16 protein-coding genes are annotated in these 14,557 nt (G+C 66.1%); 9 read left to right on the top strand and 7 right to left on the bottom strand.

Annotated features, from left to right (window positions below):
- Nucleotides 1-123: 123 nt before the first annotated feature.
- Both AC1RTQ_RS18110 and AC1RTQ_RS18115 read left to right on the top strand, forming a co-directional pair.
- A complete protein-coding gene (locus tag AC1RTQ_RS18110; RefSeq protein ID WP_003078629.1) occupies nucleotides 124-387 on the top strand; it encodes a hypothetical protein in 264 nt (87 codons plus the stop codon).
- Nucleotides 388-507: 120 nt separating this feature from the next.
- Nucleotides 508-873: a YkgJ family cysteine cluster protein gene (locus AC1RTQ_RS18115; protein ID WP_302089606.1), complete on the top strand. Its 366-nt coding sequence runs from the start codon at nucleotides 508-510 to the stop codon at nucleotides 871-873.
- Between the two features lie 172 nt (nucleotides 874-1,045).
- Here AC1RTQ_RS18115 and AC1RTQ_RS18120 read toward each other — a convergent pair whose 3' ends face one another.
- The 3 genes from AC1RTQ_RS18120 to AC1RTQ_RS18130 are packed head-to-tail and all read right to left on the bottom strand — an operon-like array spanning nucleotide 1,046 to nucleotide 3,526.
- The gene (locus AC1RTQ_RS18120) at nucleotides 1,046-1,240 is read right to left on the bottom strand and encodes a hypothetical protein (protein WP_003067100.1); all 195 of its coding nucleotides are present in this window, start codon (nucleotides 1,238-1,240) and stop codon (nucleotides 1,046-1,048) included.
- Between the two features lie 22 nt (nucleotides 1,241-1,262).
- A complete protein-coding gene (gene feoB / locus AC1RTQ_RS18125; protein WP_492877745.1) occupies nucleotides 1,263-3,197 on the bottom strand; it encodes a ferrous iron transporter B in 1,935 nt (644 codons plus the stop codon).
- Entirely contained in the window at nucleotides 3,194-3,526 is a 333-nt protein-coding gene (locus AC1RTQ_RS18130; RefSeq protein WP_492877747.1) for a FeoA family protein, read from the bottom strand. The genes feoB and AC1RTQ_RS18130 overlap by 4 nt, the downstream gene beginning before the upstream one ends.
- Nucleotides 3,527-3,783: 257 nt before the next feature.
- Between AC1RTQ_RS18130 and AC1RTQ_RS18135 the strand changes: the two genes are divergently transcribed.
- On the top strand, nucleotides 3,784-4,104 hold the full coding sequence (locus AC1RTQ_RS18135; protein WP_302089602.1) for a YkgJ family cysteine cluster protein: 321 nt from the start codon (nucleotides 3,784-3,786) through the stop codon (nucleotides 4,102-4,104).
- Nucleotides 4,105-4,139: 35 nt separating this feature from the next.
- On the opposite strand, the gene AC1RTQ_RS18140 is transcribed toward AC1RTQ_RS18135, so the two are convergent.
- Entirely contained in the window at nucleotides 4,140-4,871 is a 732-nt protein-coding gene (locus AC1RTQ_RS18140; protein WP_492877749.1) for a Stp1/IreP family PP2C-type Ser/Thr phosphatase, read from the bottom strand.
- Nucleotides 4,872-5,099: 228 nt separating this feature from the next.
- On the opposite strand from AC1RTQ_RS18140, the gene AC1RTQ_RS18145 reads away from it, so the two are divergent.
- The 5 genes from AC1RTQ_RS18145 (at nucleotide 5,100) to kynU (ending at nucleotide 10,274) form a co-directional block, all read left to right on the top strand.
- A complete protein-coding gene (locus AC1RTQ_RS18145; RefSeq protein ID WP_492877751.1) occupies nucleotides 5,100-5,726 on the top strand; it encodes a LysE family translocator in 627 nt (208 codons plus the stop codon).
- Between the two features lie 10 nt (nucleotides 5,727-5,736).
- On the top strand, nucleotides 5,737-6,537 hold the full coding sequence (locus AC1RTQ_RS18150; protein WP_304350437.1) for an AraC family transcriptional regulator: 801 nt from the start codon (nucleotides 5,737-5,739) through the stop codon (nucleotides 6,535-6,537).
- Between the two features lie 101 nt (nucleotides 6,538-6,638).
- Nucleotides 6,639-8,015 (top strand): amino acid permease, encoded by a 1,377-nt coding sequence (locus AC1RTQ_RS18155; RefSeq protein ID WP_492877753.1) that lies wholly within the window; start codon nucleotides 6,639-6,641, stop codon nucleotides 8,013-8,015.
- 153 nt (nucleotides 8,016-8,168) lie between these two features.
- Nucleotides 8,169-8,801 carry an arylformamidase gene (gene kynB, locus AC1RTQ_RS18160; RefSeq protein WP_492877755.1) on the top strand — a complete coding sequence of 211 codons (633 nt, stop codon included), beginning with the start codon at nucleotides 8,169-8,171 and terminating at the stop codon, nucleotides 8,799-8,801.
- A gap of 165 nt (nucleotides 8,802-8,966) precedes the next feature.
- Nucleotides 8,967-10,274 carry a kynureninase gene (kynU, locus tag AC1RTQ_RS18165; protein WP_302089596.1) on the top strand — a complete coding sequence of 436 codons (1,308 nt, stop codon included), beginning with the start codon at nucleotides 8,967-8,969 and terminating at the stop codon, nucleotides 10,272-10,274.
- 36 nt (nucleotides 10,275-10,310) lie between these two features.
- Here the strand turns inward: kynU and AC1RTQ_RS18170 are convergent, their stop codons facing one another.
- Nucleotides 10,311-11,720 carry an SLC13 family permease gene (locus tag AC1RTQ_RS18170; protein ID WP_492877757.1) on the bottom strand — a complete coding sequence of 470 codons (1,410 nt, stop codon included), beginning with the start codon at nucleotides 11,718-11,720 and terminating at the stop codon, nucleotides 10,311-10,313.
- Between the two features lie 97 nt (nucleotides 11,721-11,817).
- Between AC1RTQ_RS18170 and AC1RTQ_RS18175 the strand changes: the two genes are divergently transcribed.
- Entirely contained in the window at nucleotides 11,818-12,390 is a 573-nt protein-coding gene (locus tag AC1RTQ_RS18175) for a helix-turn-helix domain-containing protein (RefSeq protein ID WP_492877758.1), read from the top strand.
- Between the two features lie 63 nt (nucleotides 12,391-12,453).
- On the opposite strand, the gene AC1RTQ_RS18180 is transcribed toward AC1RTQ_RS18175, so the two are convergent.
- On the bottom strand, nucleotides 12,454-13,443 hold the full coding sequence (locus tag AC1RTQ_RS18180; RefSeq protein ID WP_492877760.1) for a DNA-3-methyladenine glycosylase family protein: 990 nt from the start codon (nucleotides 13,441-13,443) through the stop codon (nucleotides 12,454-12,456).
- A 93-nt stretch (nucleotides 13,444-13,536) separates the two neighbouring features.
- Nucleotides 13,537-14,415 (bottom strand): bifunctional DNA-binding transcriptional regulator/O6-methylguanine-DNA methyltransferase Ada, encoded by an 879-nt coding sequence (gene ada / locus AC1RTQ_RS18185; protein WP_492877762.1) that lies wholly within the window; start codon nucleotides 14,413-14,415, stop codon nucleotides 13,537-13,539.
- Nucleotides 14,416-14,557: the final 142 nt, after the last annotated feature.

Below are 14,557 nucleotides of genomic sequence, written 5' to 3' on the forward strand. Positions count from 1 at the left end.
CCAAAGCCAATGCCGAAGCCAAAATCGCATGCATGTGCAAAAGGCACTCATGGAGTACCTGCTGCTGGACCGCCAGCCAGGCTGATTCGCCGCGTCCGGGCTCATCTGCATACCTTCACCTCCATGCACCTGAGCCACATCACATCCCCACACCGCCAGAGGGCCCTGCGCCAGCTGGCGGTGTTTCTGTTTCCGCTGCGCCCCGCCCAGGGCGATGCCCGCTACGGCCAGCGCGGCGGGCTGCTGGCGCTGCGCCAGCCGCATATGGCACGCCACACGCGCGTGCCCTCCTTCTTCGGCCCGCGCAAATCCTTTGCCGCGCGCGTGCGGGCGCTTTATGTGCGCATTCACACCTTCTATCTGAAGTTTCTTCAAGGCCATACCTAGTGGCCCGGCACCGCCGCCGCAGGCAGCCCTGCGCGCTGGCTTCTCCCCTCGACCTCGAACAGCCGTCCTTGCCCAAGGAGGACGGCGCGACCCCGATGCCTGAACCCTTGAAGAAACACGATGTCCGAATCCGTCCATCCCTGCCTGAACTGTGGCGCCTGCTGCCAGAACTATCGCGTGGAGTTTTCCATTTACGAGCTGCAATCCATGGGCGGCACCGTCCCCGATGAGCTGGCCCATGAAGTGCCCGGCAAGGGCAACCGCGCGCGCATGAACGGCACGGAGCGCCACCCGGTGCGCTGCGTGGCGCTGCGCGAGCTGCCCGAGGTCGGAGCGGGCTGCATAGGCTGCGGCATCTACGAGCAGCGCTCGCGCCCCTGCCGCGACTTCCCGTTTGCCTCCTACGGCTGCCACGACACGCGCGCGAAGTTCGGCCTGTCGGCGCTGAGCGAGGAAGAAGTCCAGCCCTGGCTGGAGGCTGCCTGAGCTTTCGGCAAGCCGCCAAGCACCAGTACCAGCGCTAGTGCTAGTGCTATCAAATAAAAAGCTGCCTGCGCTTGTCAATCAAGCACTTCAGATACAAAAGCATCTGAAATGCATAAATGACAAGCACAGACAGCTATGTTTTTAGCCGATGCGTTCAGGTCTCGCCAGTGTTTCAGGCCTTGCGGGTATCCGAGCAGCTGTCGCCGCCACAGGCGCTGCAACCGCCGCAGCTGCCGCTCTTGCCCGCCGGCGCCAGCGAGGGATGAACCCGCGTCAGCTTGCTGCGCAGACCGGCCGGCATGAAACGCCAGGCCAGCGATACGGCGGCCACCAGCACGATGGCGCCCACTATCAGTTCCTGCCACATAGACAATCCTTTCTCAGCTTTCTCAGCCCCAGCCCAGGGCCACGGCGACGCGATAGGTCACGAAGCTGGCCAGATAGGCCAGAGCAAACAGATAGCCGGCCATCAGCAGCGGATAGCGCCAGCCATTGGTCTCGCGCTTGACCATGGCCAGCGTGGAGATGCACTGGGGCGCAAACACGAACCAGACCAGCAGCGACAGCGCGGTCGCCATCGACCAGCTGCTGGCGATCAGCGGGCTCAGCTGCTGGGCCATGGCATCGTCGCCCACGGCCGACAGCGCATACACCGTACCGAGCGCCCCCACCGCCACCTCGCGAGCGGCCATGCCGGGCACCAGCGCAATGGCGATCTGCCAGTTGAAGCCGATGGGCGCCAGCACCACTTCCAGCGCACGGCCGATCTGGCCCGCGAAGCTGTAGCGAATCGCGCCTTCGGTCACGCCCTCGGGAGCGCCGGGGTAGCTGGAGAGGAACCACAGCACAATGCTGACGGTCAGGATGATGCCGCCGACGCGGCGCAGGAAGATCATGGCCCGCTCGTACAGGCCCAGCACCAGGCTGCGCAGGCTGGGGATGCGGTAGGAAGGCAGCTCCATCAGCAACGGCGTGCGGGTCTTGACCCTGGTGGCCAGCTTGCCCACCCAGGCCACGGCCATGGCGCTGACGATGCCGCCCACATAGAGGGCAAACAGCACCAGGCCCTGCAGATTGAAGAAGCCGGCCACGGTCTGTTCGGGGATGAAGGCACCGATCAGCAGCGTGTACACGGGCAGTCGTGCCGAGCAGGTCATCAGCGGCGCGATCATGATGGTCAGCAGACGGTCGCGCCAGCTGGAGATCGAACGCGTGGCCATGATGCCGGGCACGGCACAGGCAAAGCTGGACAGCAGCGGAATGAAGGAGCGTCCGGACAGCCCCACGCTGCCCATGATACGGTCCAGCAAAAAGGCGGCGCGCGGCAGATAGCCCGAGTCCTCCAGCACCAGGATGAAGAAGAACAGAATCAGGATCTGCGGCAGAAAGACCACCACCGAGCCGGTGCCGGCGATCACGCCGTCGACCAGCAGGCTGCGCAGCACGCCATCGGGCATCACCCCATGCACCCACTTGCCGAAGTCGCCGACCAGCCCTTCGATGCCGTCCATCAGGGGCTGGGCCCAGCTGAACACGGCCTGGAACATCAGAAACAGCGTCACCACCAGCACCAGCGTGCCCCACAGCGGGTGCAGCACCACGGAGTCGATGCGATCGTCACGCTGGGTGGGAGCTGCGGGCTCCTGCACGGTCAGGCGCATGATCTCGGCCACCTGCTGGTGCAGGGCCAGCAGCTGGGCGCGCGAGTTGCTGCCCGTCACGGGCTTGAACTGGCCTTCGAGCGTCGGAGCCTTGAGCTGCCTGGCCTGATCGCTGTCCAGCCATGCCAGCAGATCCTTGGCGCCGGACAGATGCACGCCCACGCTCTCCACCACGGGCACGCCCAGCAGCTCGCTGAGCCGGGCCTTGTCGATGACCAGTCCCTGGCGGCGCGCCATATCGCTCATATTGAGCACCACCACCATGGGCAGCCCCAGGGCGCGCGCCTCCAGCACCAGACGCAGGTTCAGGCGCAGATGGGTGGCATCGGTCACGCAGACCAGCAGTTCGGGCGGCGCTTCGCGCGGATGCATGCCCTTGACGATGTCGCGCGTGATGCGCTCGTCCTCGCTGTGCGCATCCAGGCTGTAGGTGCCGGGCAGGTCCAGCACGCGCACGCGGCGCTTGCCGGGCGTGCTCAGCCAGCCTTCCTTGCGCTCCACGGTCACGCCCGCGTAGTTGGCCACCTTCTGGCGGGCGCCGGTCAGCAGATTGAACAGCGCCGTCTTGCCGCAGTTCGGGTTGCCCAGCAGCGCGGCGCGCAGGGGTGCCTGCTCCGCAGCCTGAGGGCTCATCATGGTGATCTGGGATTCGCGCGCGTTCATGCTGCGGCCTCCAGTTTCACCAGCACCTGGGCCGCCTCGTGGCGGCGCAGGGCAAATGTCGCCTGACCTATGCGCACGGCCAGCGGGTCCGGGCCGGGAAAGCCGGTGGCGACGACGCGCACGGATTCGCCGGGCAGAAAGCCGATTTCCATGAGTCTGAGCAGCAGGCTTTCATCCTCGCCTTCGCAGGAGGCCAGATCCACCACCTGGGCCGGCTGGTTCACCGCCAGCTGGTCCAGGCCCATGACCGGCCCGGCCGCGGCTGCAGTCGCTGCAGCGCTGGGAGATGGCACGCAGGATTCAGACGCTTGAACAGAAAAAGCATTCATGGACGAAGTAACTGACACCGGCTCAGAGATCGCCGAGGGGGACTGCAAAGAACTCATAGCGCATTATTAATTGATTTTGATTCTCATTTTCCATTTACTGTAGGCGATTGGTGCACAAGGGTGGCGAATTGGCACCAGCAGCATGGACTTTTGGGCGGGTATTGAGCAGCGCGGTTGACAAATCTGCGGCCCGGCACAACCAAAGGGTTTGCACAGCTGCGAAAATTACCGCCCCACGGAAAAATTCCGCCTCTCCCATGACCCATCCCTGCCTTAGCTGCGGCGCCTGCTGCGCGTCCTTTCGTGTCGATTTTTCCGTACACGAGTCCCAGGAGCATGGGGGCAGCGTCCCCGCAGGACTGGTCGAGGAGGTCACCGACTACACCTGCCGCATGCGCGGCACGGACTGGGCCAGGCCGCGCTGCGCAGCCCTGGTGGGCAAGGTGGGAGAGAAGGCGTGTTGCGGCATCTATGAATGGCGCCCCTCGCCTTGCCGCGAGTTTGCTGCGGGCTCGGATGCCTGCAACCGCGTGCGCCAGCGCCACCAGCTGCCTTTGCTGGAAAGCGGTCTGATCTAGAAAACCGGGCGGCCATCGTCCGCCATATCGGCAGATCAGGCGTCCTGCTCGATCAGTACCACGCCGATATTGTCCTTGCCGCCCGCAGCATTGGCCGCCTCGATCAGGGCCTCCTGCAATTGCGCCAGCGGCAGGTTTTCCTCGAACAGGGTTTCAAGACTGGCGTCGCTGAGCATGTCGGTCAGGCCGTCGGAGCACAGCAAAATGCGATCTCCCTGCTGCAGCAGCCAGTGACTGAGCTCGGGCTCCACCTGGGGCATCACACCGAGCGCTCTTGTCACCAGATGACCATAGCGCGAAGTCCTGGCATCTGCCTCGGTGATCAGGCCGGCATCGATATCCTGCTGCACCAGGGAGTGATCGCGCGTCAGGCGCTGCAGCCGGCCGGCGCGCCAGGCATAGGCCCTGGAGTCGCCCAGATGGGCAATCAGCACCTCGCTCGCCAGCACCAGTGCGGCCACCACCGTAGTGCCCATGCCGCTGCAGCCGGGCGTGGTCTGCGCGGCCGCATAGATGGCCGTATTGGCCATGTGCAGGGCGTCCGTCAGCTCGCACTGCGCAGCCAGCATAGATTCATCGGTGGCCAGGCCGTGCTGCACGCTGGTCGTGATCAGCTCCACGGCCATGACGCTGGCCACCTCGCCCGCGTTATAGCCGCCCATGCCGTCGGCCAGCACGGCAACCGGCCAGGGTCTGGCCTGCGGCTCCAGGCCCACCGAGTCTTCGTTATTGCTGCGCTGGCGCCCCATGTCGACACGCCCCACCATGCGTACGGCTGGCCAGACTCGGGATGGGCTAGAAGCTGCTGCGGATGACATGGAAGATGGGACGGGGGTCAGGTTCGCGAAAGCATTCAAGCGTAACGCAAGTCAGCTTCGCTCCTTGTCCGAAAAAGACACTGTTTTGCACTTGTTAACCAAGCAAAGGCGCAATTTTGTTCAATACCTGAGAACGCCCAAAGCTCAGACTGGCGGCCTCTTGTTTCAGGTTTGCCCATGCTTTCTTCTGTTCTGGCCATGGCCGGATTTGCACTGGCCGGTGCCATCACGCCAGGACCGGTGAACGTGCTGGCCCTGCGCCATGGCAACGGCCGCGCCGGAGCCGCCTTCTGCTATGTGCTGGGAGCCAGCCTCAGCTATGCCCTCATCGTCTGGCTGATGGGCCAGAGCGGGCAATGGCTGCTCAAGCAGCCAGAGCTGCTGCGCTGGGCACCGCGCGTCTGTGCTCTCTATCTGCTGTGGCTGGCCTGGCAGCTGGCCAAGGCCCCCGGGGACCATGGCCGCGCGGCCAGGCAGAGCGCCCCCGCATCACTGCCGGCCGGCCCAGGCGGAGCGTTCGTGCAAGGCATTGCCATTCAAAGCCTCAACCCCAAGGCCTGGCTGGTGGCGCTTTCGGGCATCGGCATGTTCGTGGCCCCGCTGGCCGCGCAGCAGGTCTCGCTGCCAAGCGCATTGCTGCTGTTTTGCACCGTCTCCTTGCTGGCCTGCCTGCTCGGCGTCGGCTGCTGGGCCGCTCTGGGCCATGCACTGACCCGGTGGCTGAATACGCCACTGCGCCGCCAGCGGCTGAACCAGGCCCTGGCCATGGTGCTGGTGGCAAGCGTGGTCAGCATGCTGGCATGATGAGGCCGTCATGCCAGCCCCCAGCCACCATTTCCACCGCCACCCGGCCCTGCCCTGGGCCGAGCTGCGCATCAGCCGACAGTCCTGCTACAGCTACCGGCTGCATGCGCATGCCCAGTACTCCATCGGCATCGTGGATGAGGGCGAGACCCTGTTTCTGCACGACGATGGCCCCGAAACATTGGGCGCGGGCAGCGTGGTGCTGATCGAGCCCGGCCACTGGCATGCCTGCAACCCCGAGACATTGCAGCCATGGTCCTACCGCATGCTGTTCGTGCAGGCCGACTGGGTTCATGAGCGGCTCGGCGTCGGCGCCCTGCGCTTTGCCCGGCGTGCCCTGAACGAGCCGGGCATCTCGCGCTGGGCCGACAGTCTCTGCCAGCCGCTTGCCAGCAGCGCCACGGACACGCAGCTGCAGCTCCATGCGCAATCGCTGGCGGATTTCCTGCAGCTGCTGGGCAGTGCCGCCCACACTCATGCCGCAAAGCCCCAGCTGCCCGATGCCGTCCTGCCTGCGCTGCAGCACATGCACCGCAGCCCCGAAGACGAGACCAGCGTCCAGGCCCTGGCCCTGCGCTGCGGCATGAGCCCCAGCCGTTTCATCCGCCGCTTCAGGGCCGTCACCGGCGTCACGCCCGGGGCCTACCGACTCAATCTGCGACTCAATGGCGTGCGCCACCTGCTGGCCCAGGGCGAGCCCCTGGCCTCGGTCGCGCAACAGATGGGTTTTGCCGACCAGGCCCATATGCAGCGCGCCTTCAAGGCCCATCATGCGCTGACGCCCGGCAACTACGCCGCAATGCCGCGCTGAGCCGGCTGGGCCTGCGTCAAGGACATTCGCCGCCACGCCGCTGCAGCCGGTCATTCGCGGGATACTTGCCGCTTCGACTTTTTCGCATGCGCAAGTCAGCAATGGCCAACTTTGACAGTATTCAGCAACGCGAGACAGGCTTGCAGCAGCACCTGAACTCCGCCCAGATGACCATGATCGCCATCGGTGGCGCCATCGGTACCGGCCTCTTCATGGGCAGCGCCTTCGCCATCGGCTTTGCCGGCCCCAGCGTGCTCATCAGCTACGCCATCGGCGCCTTCATCGGCCTGCTGCTCATGGGATGCCTGGCCGAGATGACCGTGGCCCACCCCACCTCGGGCTCCTTCGGCGCCTATGCAGAGCACTACATCAGCCCGCTGGCCGGCTTTGTGGTGCGCTATGCCTACTGGGGAGCCGTGGTGCTGGCCGTGGGCATGGAGGTCACGGCCGTTGGCAAGTACATGGCCTACTGGTTCCCCGCGGTGGACCCATGGATCTGGGTGGCGCTGTTCTCGGTCCTGCTGGCCGCCGTCAATGCCACCAGCGTCAAGGCCTTCGGCCAGGTCGAGTACTGGTTCTCCATGGTCAAGGTGATTGCCATCGTGGCCTTTATCCTGGTTGCGGCCTATGTGGTCTTCGGCACCCGACCCGAGGGCGTGGGGTTCGACAACTATGTCGTCGATGGCGGCTTCTTCCCCAACGGCTGGTGGGGGACCTGGGTGGGCGTGATCGTGGCCATCTTCAGCTATCTGAGCCTGGAATCCATTGCCATCGCTGCCGGCGAGGCCCAGAACCCCAAGCAGGCCGTGACCCGCGCCTTCCGCACCACGGTGCTGCGCCTGGTGCTGTTCTATCTGCTGTCGCTGGCACTGATGCTGGCCATCGTGCCCTGGAGCCATGCGGGCACGGACAAGAGCCCGTTTGTCAAGGTGATGGAGATTTTGCAGATCCCGGGCGCGGCTGCAGCCCTGAACTTCGTGGTGCTGCTGGCCTCGCTGTCGGCCATGAACAGCCAGCTCTATGTCACCTCGCGCATGATGTTCAGCCTCTCGCGCGGCGGCTATGCCCCCAAGGGCCTGAGCAAGCTCAGCAAAAGCGGCGTGCCGCTGGGCGCGATTGCCGTTTCCTGCCTGGGCATGGCCGTGGCCATGGTGCTCAACGTGCTCAAGCCCACGCAGTCGCTGGAGCTGATGATGTCGATCGCCATGTTTGGCGCGATGTTTGCCTGGTTCATGGTGTTCGTGACCCATCTGTTCTTCCGCCCGCGCTGGCAGCGCGAGCATCCTGGCCAGAAGCTGGAGTTCCGCATGTGGGGCTTTCCCGTGCTGACGCTGGTCGGGGCGCTGCTGATGGCGGGCGTGATCGTCACCACGCTGTTTACCAAGGAGTTCCACACCACCGTGCTGGTGGGCGTGCCGTTTCTGATCGTGCTGGTGCTGGTCTATGCTCTTTGGTACCGCAAGAAAATCGCCCCCTGAGCGGCCCCGCCGCTTCCCCCTCTCTCGCCTTGCTTCGCAATCCGGGAGGGGGGACGACACCTTCGCTGCGGGGCGGCCCTTGCTCGGCGTCACTGGCTGGAACTGCGCCAGTTGCCAACCCACTGCTCAAACATAGACATCGCGAGCCACACCATGACACGCCAGATCTGGGATATTTCTCCTGCCATCCATCCTGCCGCACCGGTGTTTCCGGGCGACACGCCCTATAGCCAGGAATGGGTGGCCAGCATTGGCCCGGGCTGCCCGGTCAATGTCAGCGCCATTCATCTCTCGCCCCATGTGGGCGCGCATGCCGATGCGCCGCTGCACTACGATGCGCAGGGCGCGGCCATTGGCGCCGTCGATCTGGATGCCTTTCTGGGCCCCTGCCGCGTGATCCACGCCATAGGCTGCGGGCCGCTGATCGAGTGGCGCCACATAGCGCACGCCATCGATGCCGGCCTGCCCGGGCGCGTGCTGGTGCGTACCTACGAGAAAGCGCCCACCGGCTGGGATGCCGACCTTGCCGCCTATGCCCCCGAGACCGTGCAAAGGCTCGCCGATCTGGGCGTCAGGCTGATCGGCATAGACACTGCCAGCATAGACCCCGCCAGCAGCAAGAGCCTGGACAGCCATATGGTGATCCGCCAGCGCGGCCTGCGCGTGCTGGAGAACCTGGTGCTCGACGAGGTCGGCGAAGGCGACTATGAGCTGATCGCTCTGCCGCTCAAGCTCACCGAGGCCGATGCCTCGCCGGTGCGAGCCGTGTTGCGCAGCCTGCTCTGAAGCGCTTGGCGCAAATAAACCGATGTCCTCGCTGCGAGGCGGCTGGGCTGCCCCGGTCTCGGACACAATGGGCGAACCCGAATCCAGCCATATTTGAATCAGAACCGGCTCTGGCGTAGACACAATCAGCGTCAGCAGCTATCAAAAATGAGAAAAGGAAGACAAATGACCACTTTGCAAGACTGCCAGGCGCTGGACGCCCAGGACCCGCTGCGCGCGCTGCGCGAGCGCTTTGCCCTGCCCCAGGGCGTGATCTACCTGGACGGCAACTCCCTGGGTGCCCAGCCCAAAGCCGCCGCCGCGCGCGTGGCCGAAGTGGTGACGCAGGAATGGGGCCAGGACCTCATCACCTCCTGGAACAAGGCCGGCTGGATCACGCTGCCCGAGCGCCTGGGCAACCAGTTCGCCCCCTGGCTGGGCGCGGGCCAGGGCGAGCTGGTGTTCACCGACACCACCTCCATCAACCTCTACAAGGTACTGAGCGCCGCCGCCCGCATCGCCCGCGAAGATGCGCCCGGCCGCAAAAAGCTGATCAGCGAGCGCAGCAACTTCCCCACCGATCTCTACATCGCCCAGTCCGTGTGTCAGGAATACGGCCTGGAGCTGGTGCTGCTCGAGCCCGAGGAAATCGCCGGCGCGCTGCAGACCGACGTGGCGATCTCCATGCTCACCCATGTCAACTACCGCACGGGTGCCATGCACGATATGGCAGCCGTCACGGCCGCCGCCCATGCCCAAGGCATTCTCTGCGTCTGGGATCTGTGCCACAGCGCAGGCGCCGTGCCCGTGGACCTCAAGGGCGCCGATGCCGACTTTGCCGTGGGTTGCGGCTACAAATACCTCAACGGCGGCCCCGGCGCGCCGGCCTTTGTCTGGGCGCATCCGCGCCTGATCAACCGCTTCTGGCAGCCGCTGTCGGGCTGGTTCGGCCACGCCGAGCCTTTCAAGTTCGTGCCCGACTACCACCCCGCCCAGGGCATACAGCGCTATCTCTGCGGCACCCAGCCCATGATCAGCATGAGCGTGCTGCAGTGCGGTATCGATATCTACACCGAGGCCGAGGCTTTTGGCGGCATGGCCGCGCTGCGCAAGAAGTCGCTGGCGCTGACCGATCTGTTCATCCAGCTCGTGCAAGAGCGCTGCCAGGGCTACGGCCTGGGTCTGGCGACACCGCGCGAGCATGCGGCACGCGGCTCCCAGGTCTGCCTGACCCGGGAAGAAGGCATGGGCCTGAACGGCCAGGGCAGCGGCGCTTACGCCATTGTCCAGGCGCTGATTGCACGCGGCGTGATCGGCGATTTCCGCAAGGGCGACGGCGGCACGGGCAAGCACAAGGACATTCTGCGCTTCGGCTTCACACCGCTGTATGTGGGCTTTGTCGATGTCTGGAACGCCGTCGAGCACCTGCGCCAGGTGCTGGAATCGGGTGAGTGGCAACAGCCCGAGTTCAATACCGTGCACGCGGTAACCTGAGGGCTTCGGCCCGGGCACGGGCCGGCCGGCATCCGGTCAGGCCCGCGCCCAGCTCCAATTGAGTACGCCCATCAGCGCCACGGCGGCCAGGTCCAGCATCAGCACGCTTTGCTGCACCCAGCGCCGCTGGGCAGTGCCTTGCGCCAGCAGTTGCACCGCCATCTCCACCTTGCCGGGCGAAGCCATGAGCAGCAGCGAGGCACTGACGTTGTGCACAGCCATGAATGGCAGCAGAGGCGCGCCCAGCGCCTGGGCGATCTCGGCCTGCGTGGCCGCGAACATGGCATTGGCCCCGGTATTGGAGCCGGTCACGAAGCCGCCCAGCGCTCCCACAAAGGGCGCGCCCAGCAGATACAGCGGGCCGCTGCGGGCCAGCGCCTGCGCCAGTTGCGCGGCCATGCCCGAAACCGCCATCAGCACGCCCAGCACAATGAACAGCGCCGTGACCGGAGCCACCTGCAGCCAGGCGCGCCAGACCTTTGCCAGCGATGGGCGCGCCGGCCGGCCTCGTGTGAAAAAAACCGCCGCCACCAAAAGCCACAGCCCCGGCGAAGCCAGCCCATGCCAGGCAGCGGGCAGATCCAGGATGCGCAGCAGCGCAGCGGCCGCCAGCACGCCGCCCAGCAGCAGCGCATAGGCCGCCAGCGCACGCCGCTCCGGCGCGCTCAGGGACGGCTTGTCCGCGTCCGCCCGCGACACGCGCAGGCGCAGCAGATGCCAGCCCACCACCAGCAAGGCTCCGAGCGCCCCTGCGGGCGCCGTGCCGGCCAGGGTATTCATCAGGGCCACGGCCGCCGTCAGCGACAGACCCGACAGCAGCCCCTGCAGCAGCGCCGGCCCACGACGCCCCGGCGCACTCGCCAAAGCCGCCGCCGCCATGCCGGTGATGACAAACGGGATCACGCTGACCAGCGCCGAGGCCTGACCCAGCTCCTTGAAGGGCAGGCCGGCCATGGTGGCCGCCACCAGCGTCCCCGGCCCCATGGAGCCCCAGGGCACGGCGCACAGGCCCAGCAGGCCGATGAGCACCACCTTGCGCGGCGGCAAACCGAAGTGCGCGAGCAGCGGTATGCCTATGGTCACGCCCACGCCGAAGCCGGTGACCGACTCGGCAAACGGCGTGATGCCATGCACCACCAGCAGCACGGCGCCCGTGCCGCTGCCGGCCCTGGCCAGCAGCCAGTCGGCCAGGGCCTTCTGCGCTCCCGACGCGCGCAACACCTCGGACAGCAGCAGCCCGCCGGCCACGATCAGCAGCACTTCCAGCAGCACCGGCGTCCAGTGCGAGCCTGCGGCCAGCCACTGCGATGCGGGCTGGGCAAACGCCAGGGCAATCACCGGCAGCGCCACCGCCACGCCGAGCGCCGCAGCATGCAGCGAGCGCCAGCCCGCCAGCAAGGCGGCAATGACGGTGGCCACGGGCAAGGCGCTCAGAAGCATGTACATTGCATTCATCCTTGAAAAATAATTTCCTATACGCAAAATTATTTTCTCATAGGAAAATTTTCAGCACAAGAACAGACGCCATGACAAGGAGCCGGACTTGAACTCCACCACCGCATCGCAGGCATCGGAGCAGGATGCGCTTTTCGGCGCTGCCGTCCGCGCACGCCGCGCCCAGTTGGGCATCACACTGGATCAGCTGGCCCAGGCCAGCGGCGTCTCACCGGGCGCGCTGTCGCGCGTGGAGCGCGGCCTGCTGGCCACCAGCCTGCGCAATGCCATGGCGATTGCGCAGGGCCTGGGCTGCGAGCTGGGCGAGCTGGTGCAAAGCGCACCCAGCGCGCAGATCACGCGCGCCGGCGAGAACCTGCGCTTTGTCGACGAGGCCAGCGGCGTCGAGCGCCTGGCCCTGGCCAGCCCCAGCGCGGGCGTGAGCCTGGTGCACTACCACTTTCCGCCGCATGCCGCCTCCAGCCATTTCGCGGCCCACCGCGCAGGCACGCGCGAGGTCTTTCACGTGCTCGAAGGCAGCATCCAAGTCTTCACCGCCCAGGAGCAGGTGCTGCTGCATGCGGGCGACACGGCTACGCTGGTGGTGGACAGCGAGCACCGCCTGGCCAATGCCTCGGGCCAGCCCGCACGCCTGCTGCTGCTGGTGCTGTCGCCGCTCTGAAGCGCTGCGGCCTGTCGCCTCTCAATAGGCACCTCTCAATAGGCGCCTCTCAATAGTTGCCTTTCAATAGGCGCTGTCGGCCAGCGAGGCCCACAGGTGCGCGGCCACCAGCGCGCGCCAGGGCCTGAACTGCTCCAGCCAGTCGCTGGCGGCACGCGCATCGGGCTTGTCGCCGCCCGTGAGCAGACCGATGGCCCGGCGCACCGCCACATCCCCGTGCAGGCTGCCGTCGGGCCAGCCATAGCCGCGCAGCAAGGTGTAGTTCACCGTCCACGGCCCTATGCCCTTGAGCGCCAGCAATTGCGCCGAGGCAGCGGCCACATCCTCCTCATCCCAGCGGCCGGCGGCGCTGCGGGCGGCCCAGTCGTCCAGCGGCAGGCTATCGTCGGCAACGGCCTGGGCCACGGCCAGCAGGGTCTGGGCCTTGGCCTGGGAAAAGCCCGCGCCGCGCAGCACGTCCAGCCCCAAGGCCGCCACGCGCTGTGCATCGGGATAGGCGTGCAGGGCCGGCATGTCCCCGCCTTGCGCCAGCGGCTCGCCCGCCAGCGCGATCAGCTTGCGCCGCAGCGAAACGGCCACGGCCACCGTGATCTGCTGGCCGGTGATAGCCCAGGTCAGCGCCTCGAAGGGCGTGGGCGAGCCGGGCACATGCAGGCCGGCCTGGCGCGAAAGCAGCGCGCCCAGCTCGGGGTGATCGCCATGCGTCAGCTCCAGCTGGCCGGGCGCGTAGACCAGCCCCAGCATGCGTTTGACCATCGCTTGCAGCGCAGCCCGGTCTGCCGCAGCCGGCTCTGCCTGCGGCGCATGCAAGCTGGCCTGCACCTGTCCGCTCTGCCATTGCAGCTGCAGCAAGGCGGGGCTGCGCTGCCACATGATGGCCTTGTGCAGGCTGCGCGCACCCGCATCGACCCGCTCGGCCAACTGCTGCTCGTCGCGATCATGGAAATGCACGAATTCGTCGAAGCGGTAGCGCGCGGGCAGGGCAATGGAGACTTCAAGCAGCATGCGGTTTTCTATCACAGGGGGCAGCGTTGTCGCGAGCCCGTGCTTCATTTGTAATATTGATAGCTTCTATCGCTCATCAGAGAATGATTTCAGATAGATTTCTATTCGAAATCCTTGAGTAGCATGCGATAGCAGCTCTCTTTAAGAGAGCTTGAGCTGGGCCTGCTGGGCCTCGCGCAGCAGCAGCGCACGCTTGCGCTCCACGCCCCAGCGATAGCCCGAGATGCTGCCGTCATTGCGCAGCACACGGTGACAGGGCACGGCCACTGCAATCGGGTTGGCAGCCACCGCGCTGGCCACGGCCCGTGTGGCGCTCGGCTGACCCAGCTGCCGGGCGAGCTCACTGTAGCTGACAGTCTTGCCGGCCGGAATGCTCTGCAGCGCCTGCCACACGCGCTGCTGAAACGCCGTGCCCTGAATATCCAGCGGCAGGGCCAGCCCCAGCCTGGGCTGCTCCACCAGGGCCACCACCTGGGCCACGGTCTGTTCATACTGGGCGTCGGCCCCGATCAGCTGCGCCGCCGCAAAACGCTGCTGCAGATCGTCCACCAGCGCATGGGGATCATCGCCCAGCAGCACGCAGCACACACCCTTGTCGGTGCTGGCCACCAGCAGGCTGCCCAGCGAGCATTCGGCCAGGGCAAAGCGGATGCGCTGGTCCTGGCCGCGCCTGCGATAGGACTGCGGCGCCATGCCCAGCATGGCCGGCGCGTCCTTGTAGAAGCTGCTGCTGGCTTCATAGCCGCTCAGATAGGCCGCATCGGTGACCGACTCGCTGGCCTCCTGCGCCAGCGCGGCACGCACATGCCTGCCGCGATAGGCCTTGGCATAGGCCTTGGGCGTGAGCCCCGTGGCGCGCTTGAAGTTGCGGTGCAACTGCCAGGGACTGAGCCCGAGGCGCTGCGCCAGCTCCTCCAGAGCGGGCATGGGCTCTTCGCTCTCCAGCCAGCGGCAGCACTGGATCATGCGCTCATCTGTTTGCGAATTTGCAGCGGCGGTGGAAGGCAGAGGACTGGGCATGGCGTGAATCTCGGCGGAGTGCGTTTTCTGTCATCGGTCTGTGACTGGCCCGACTTTACGCAAAGCTATGGCAGCTTGCATCCACGTTCTTGCAGGCTTTGTGTGCCCGGATTCGGTTACGCTGCGCGCACCTGTCCATCAA

Source organism: Comamonas sp. GW821-FHT11H03 (genome assembly GCF_058807955.1).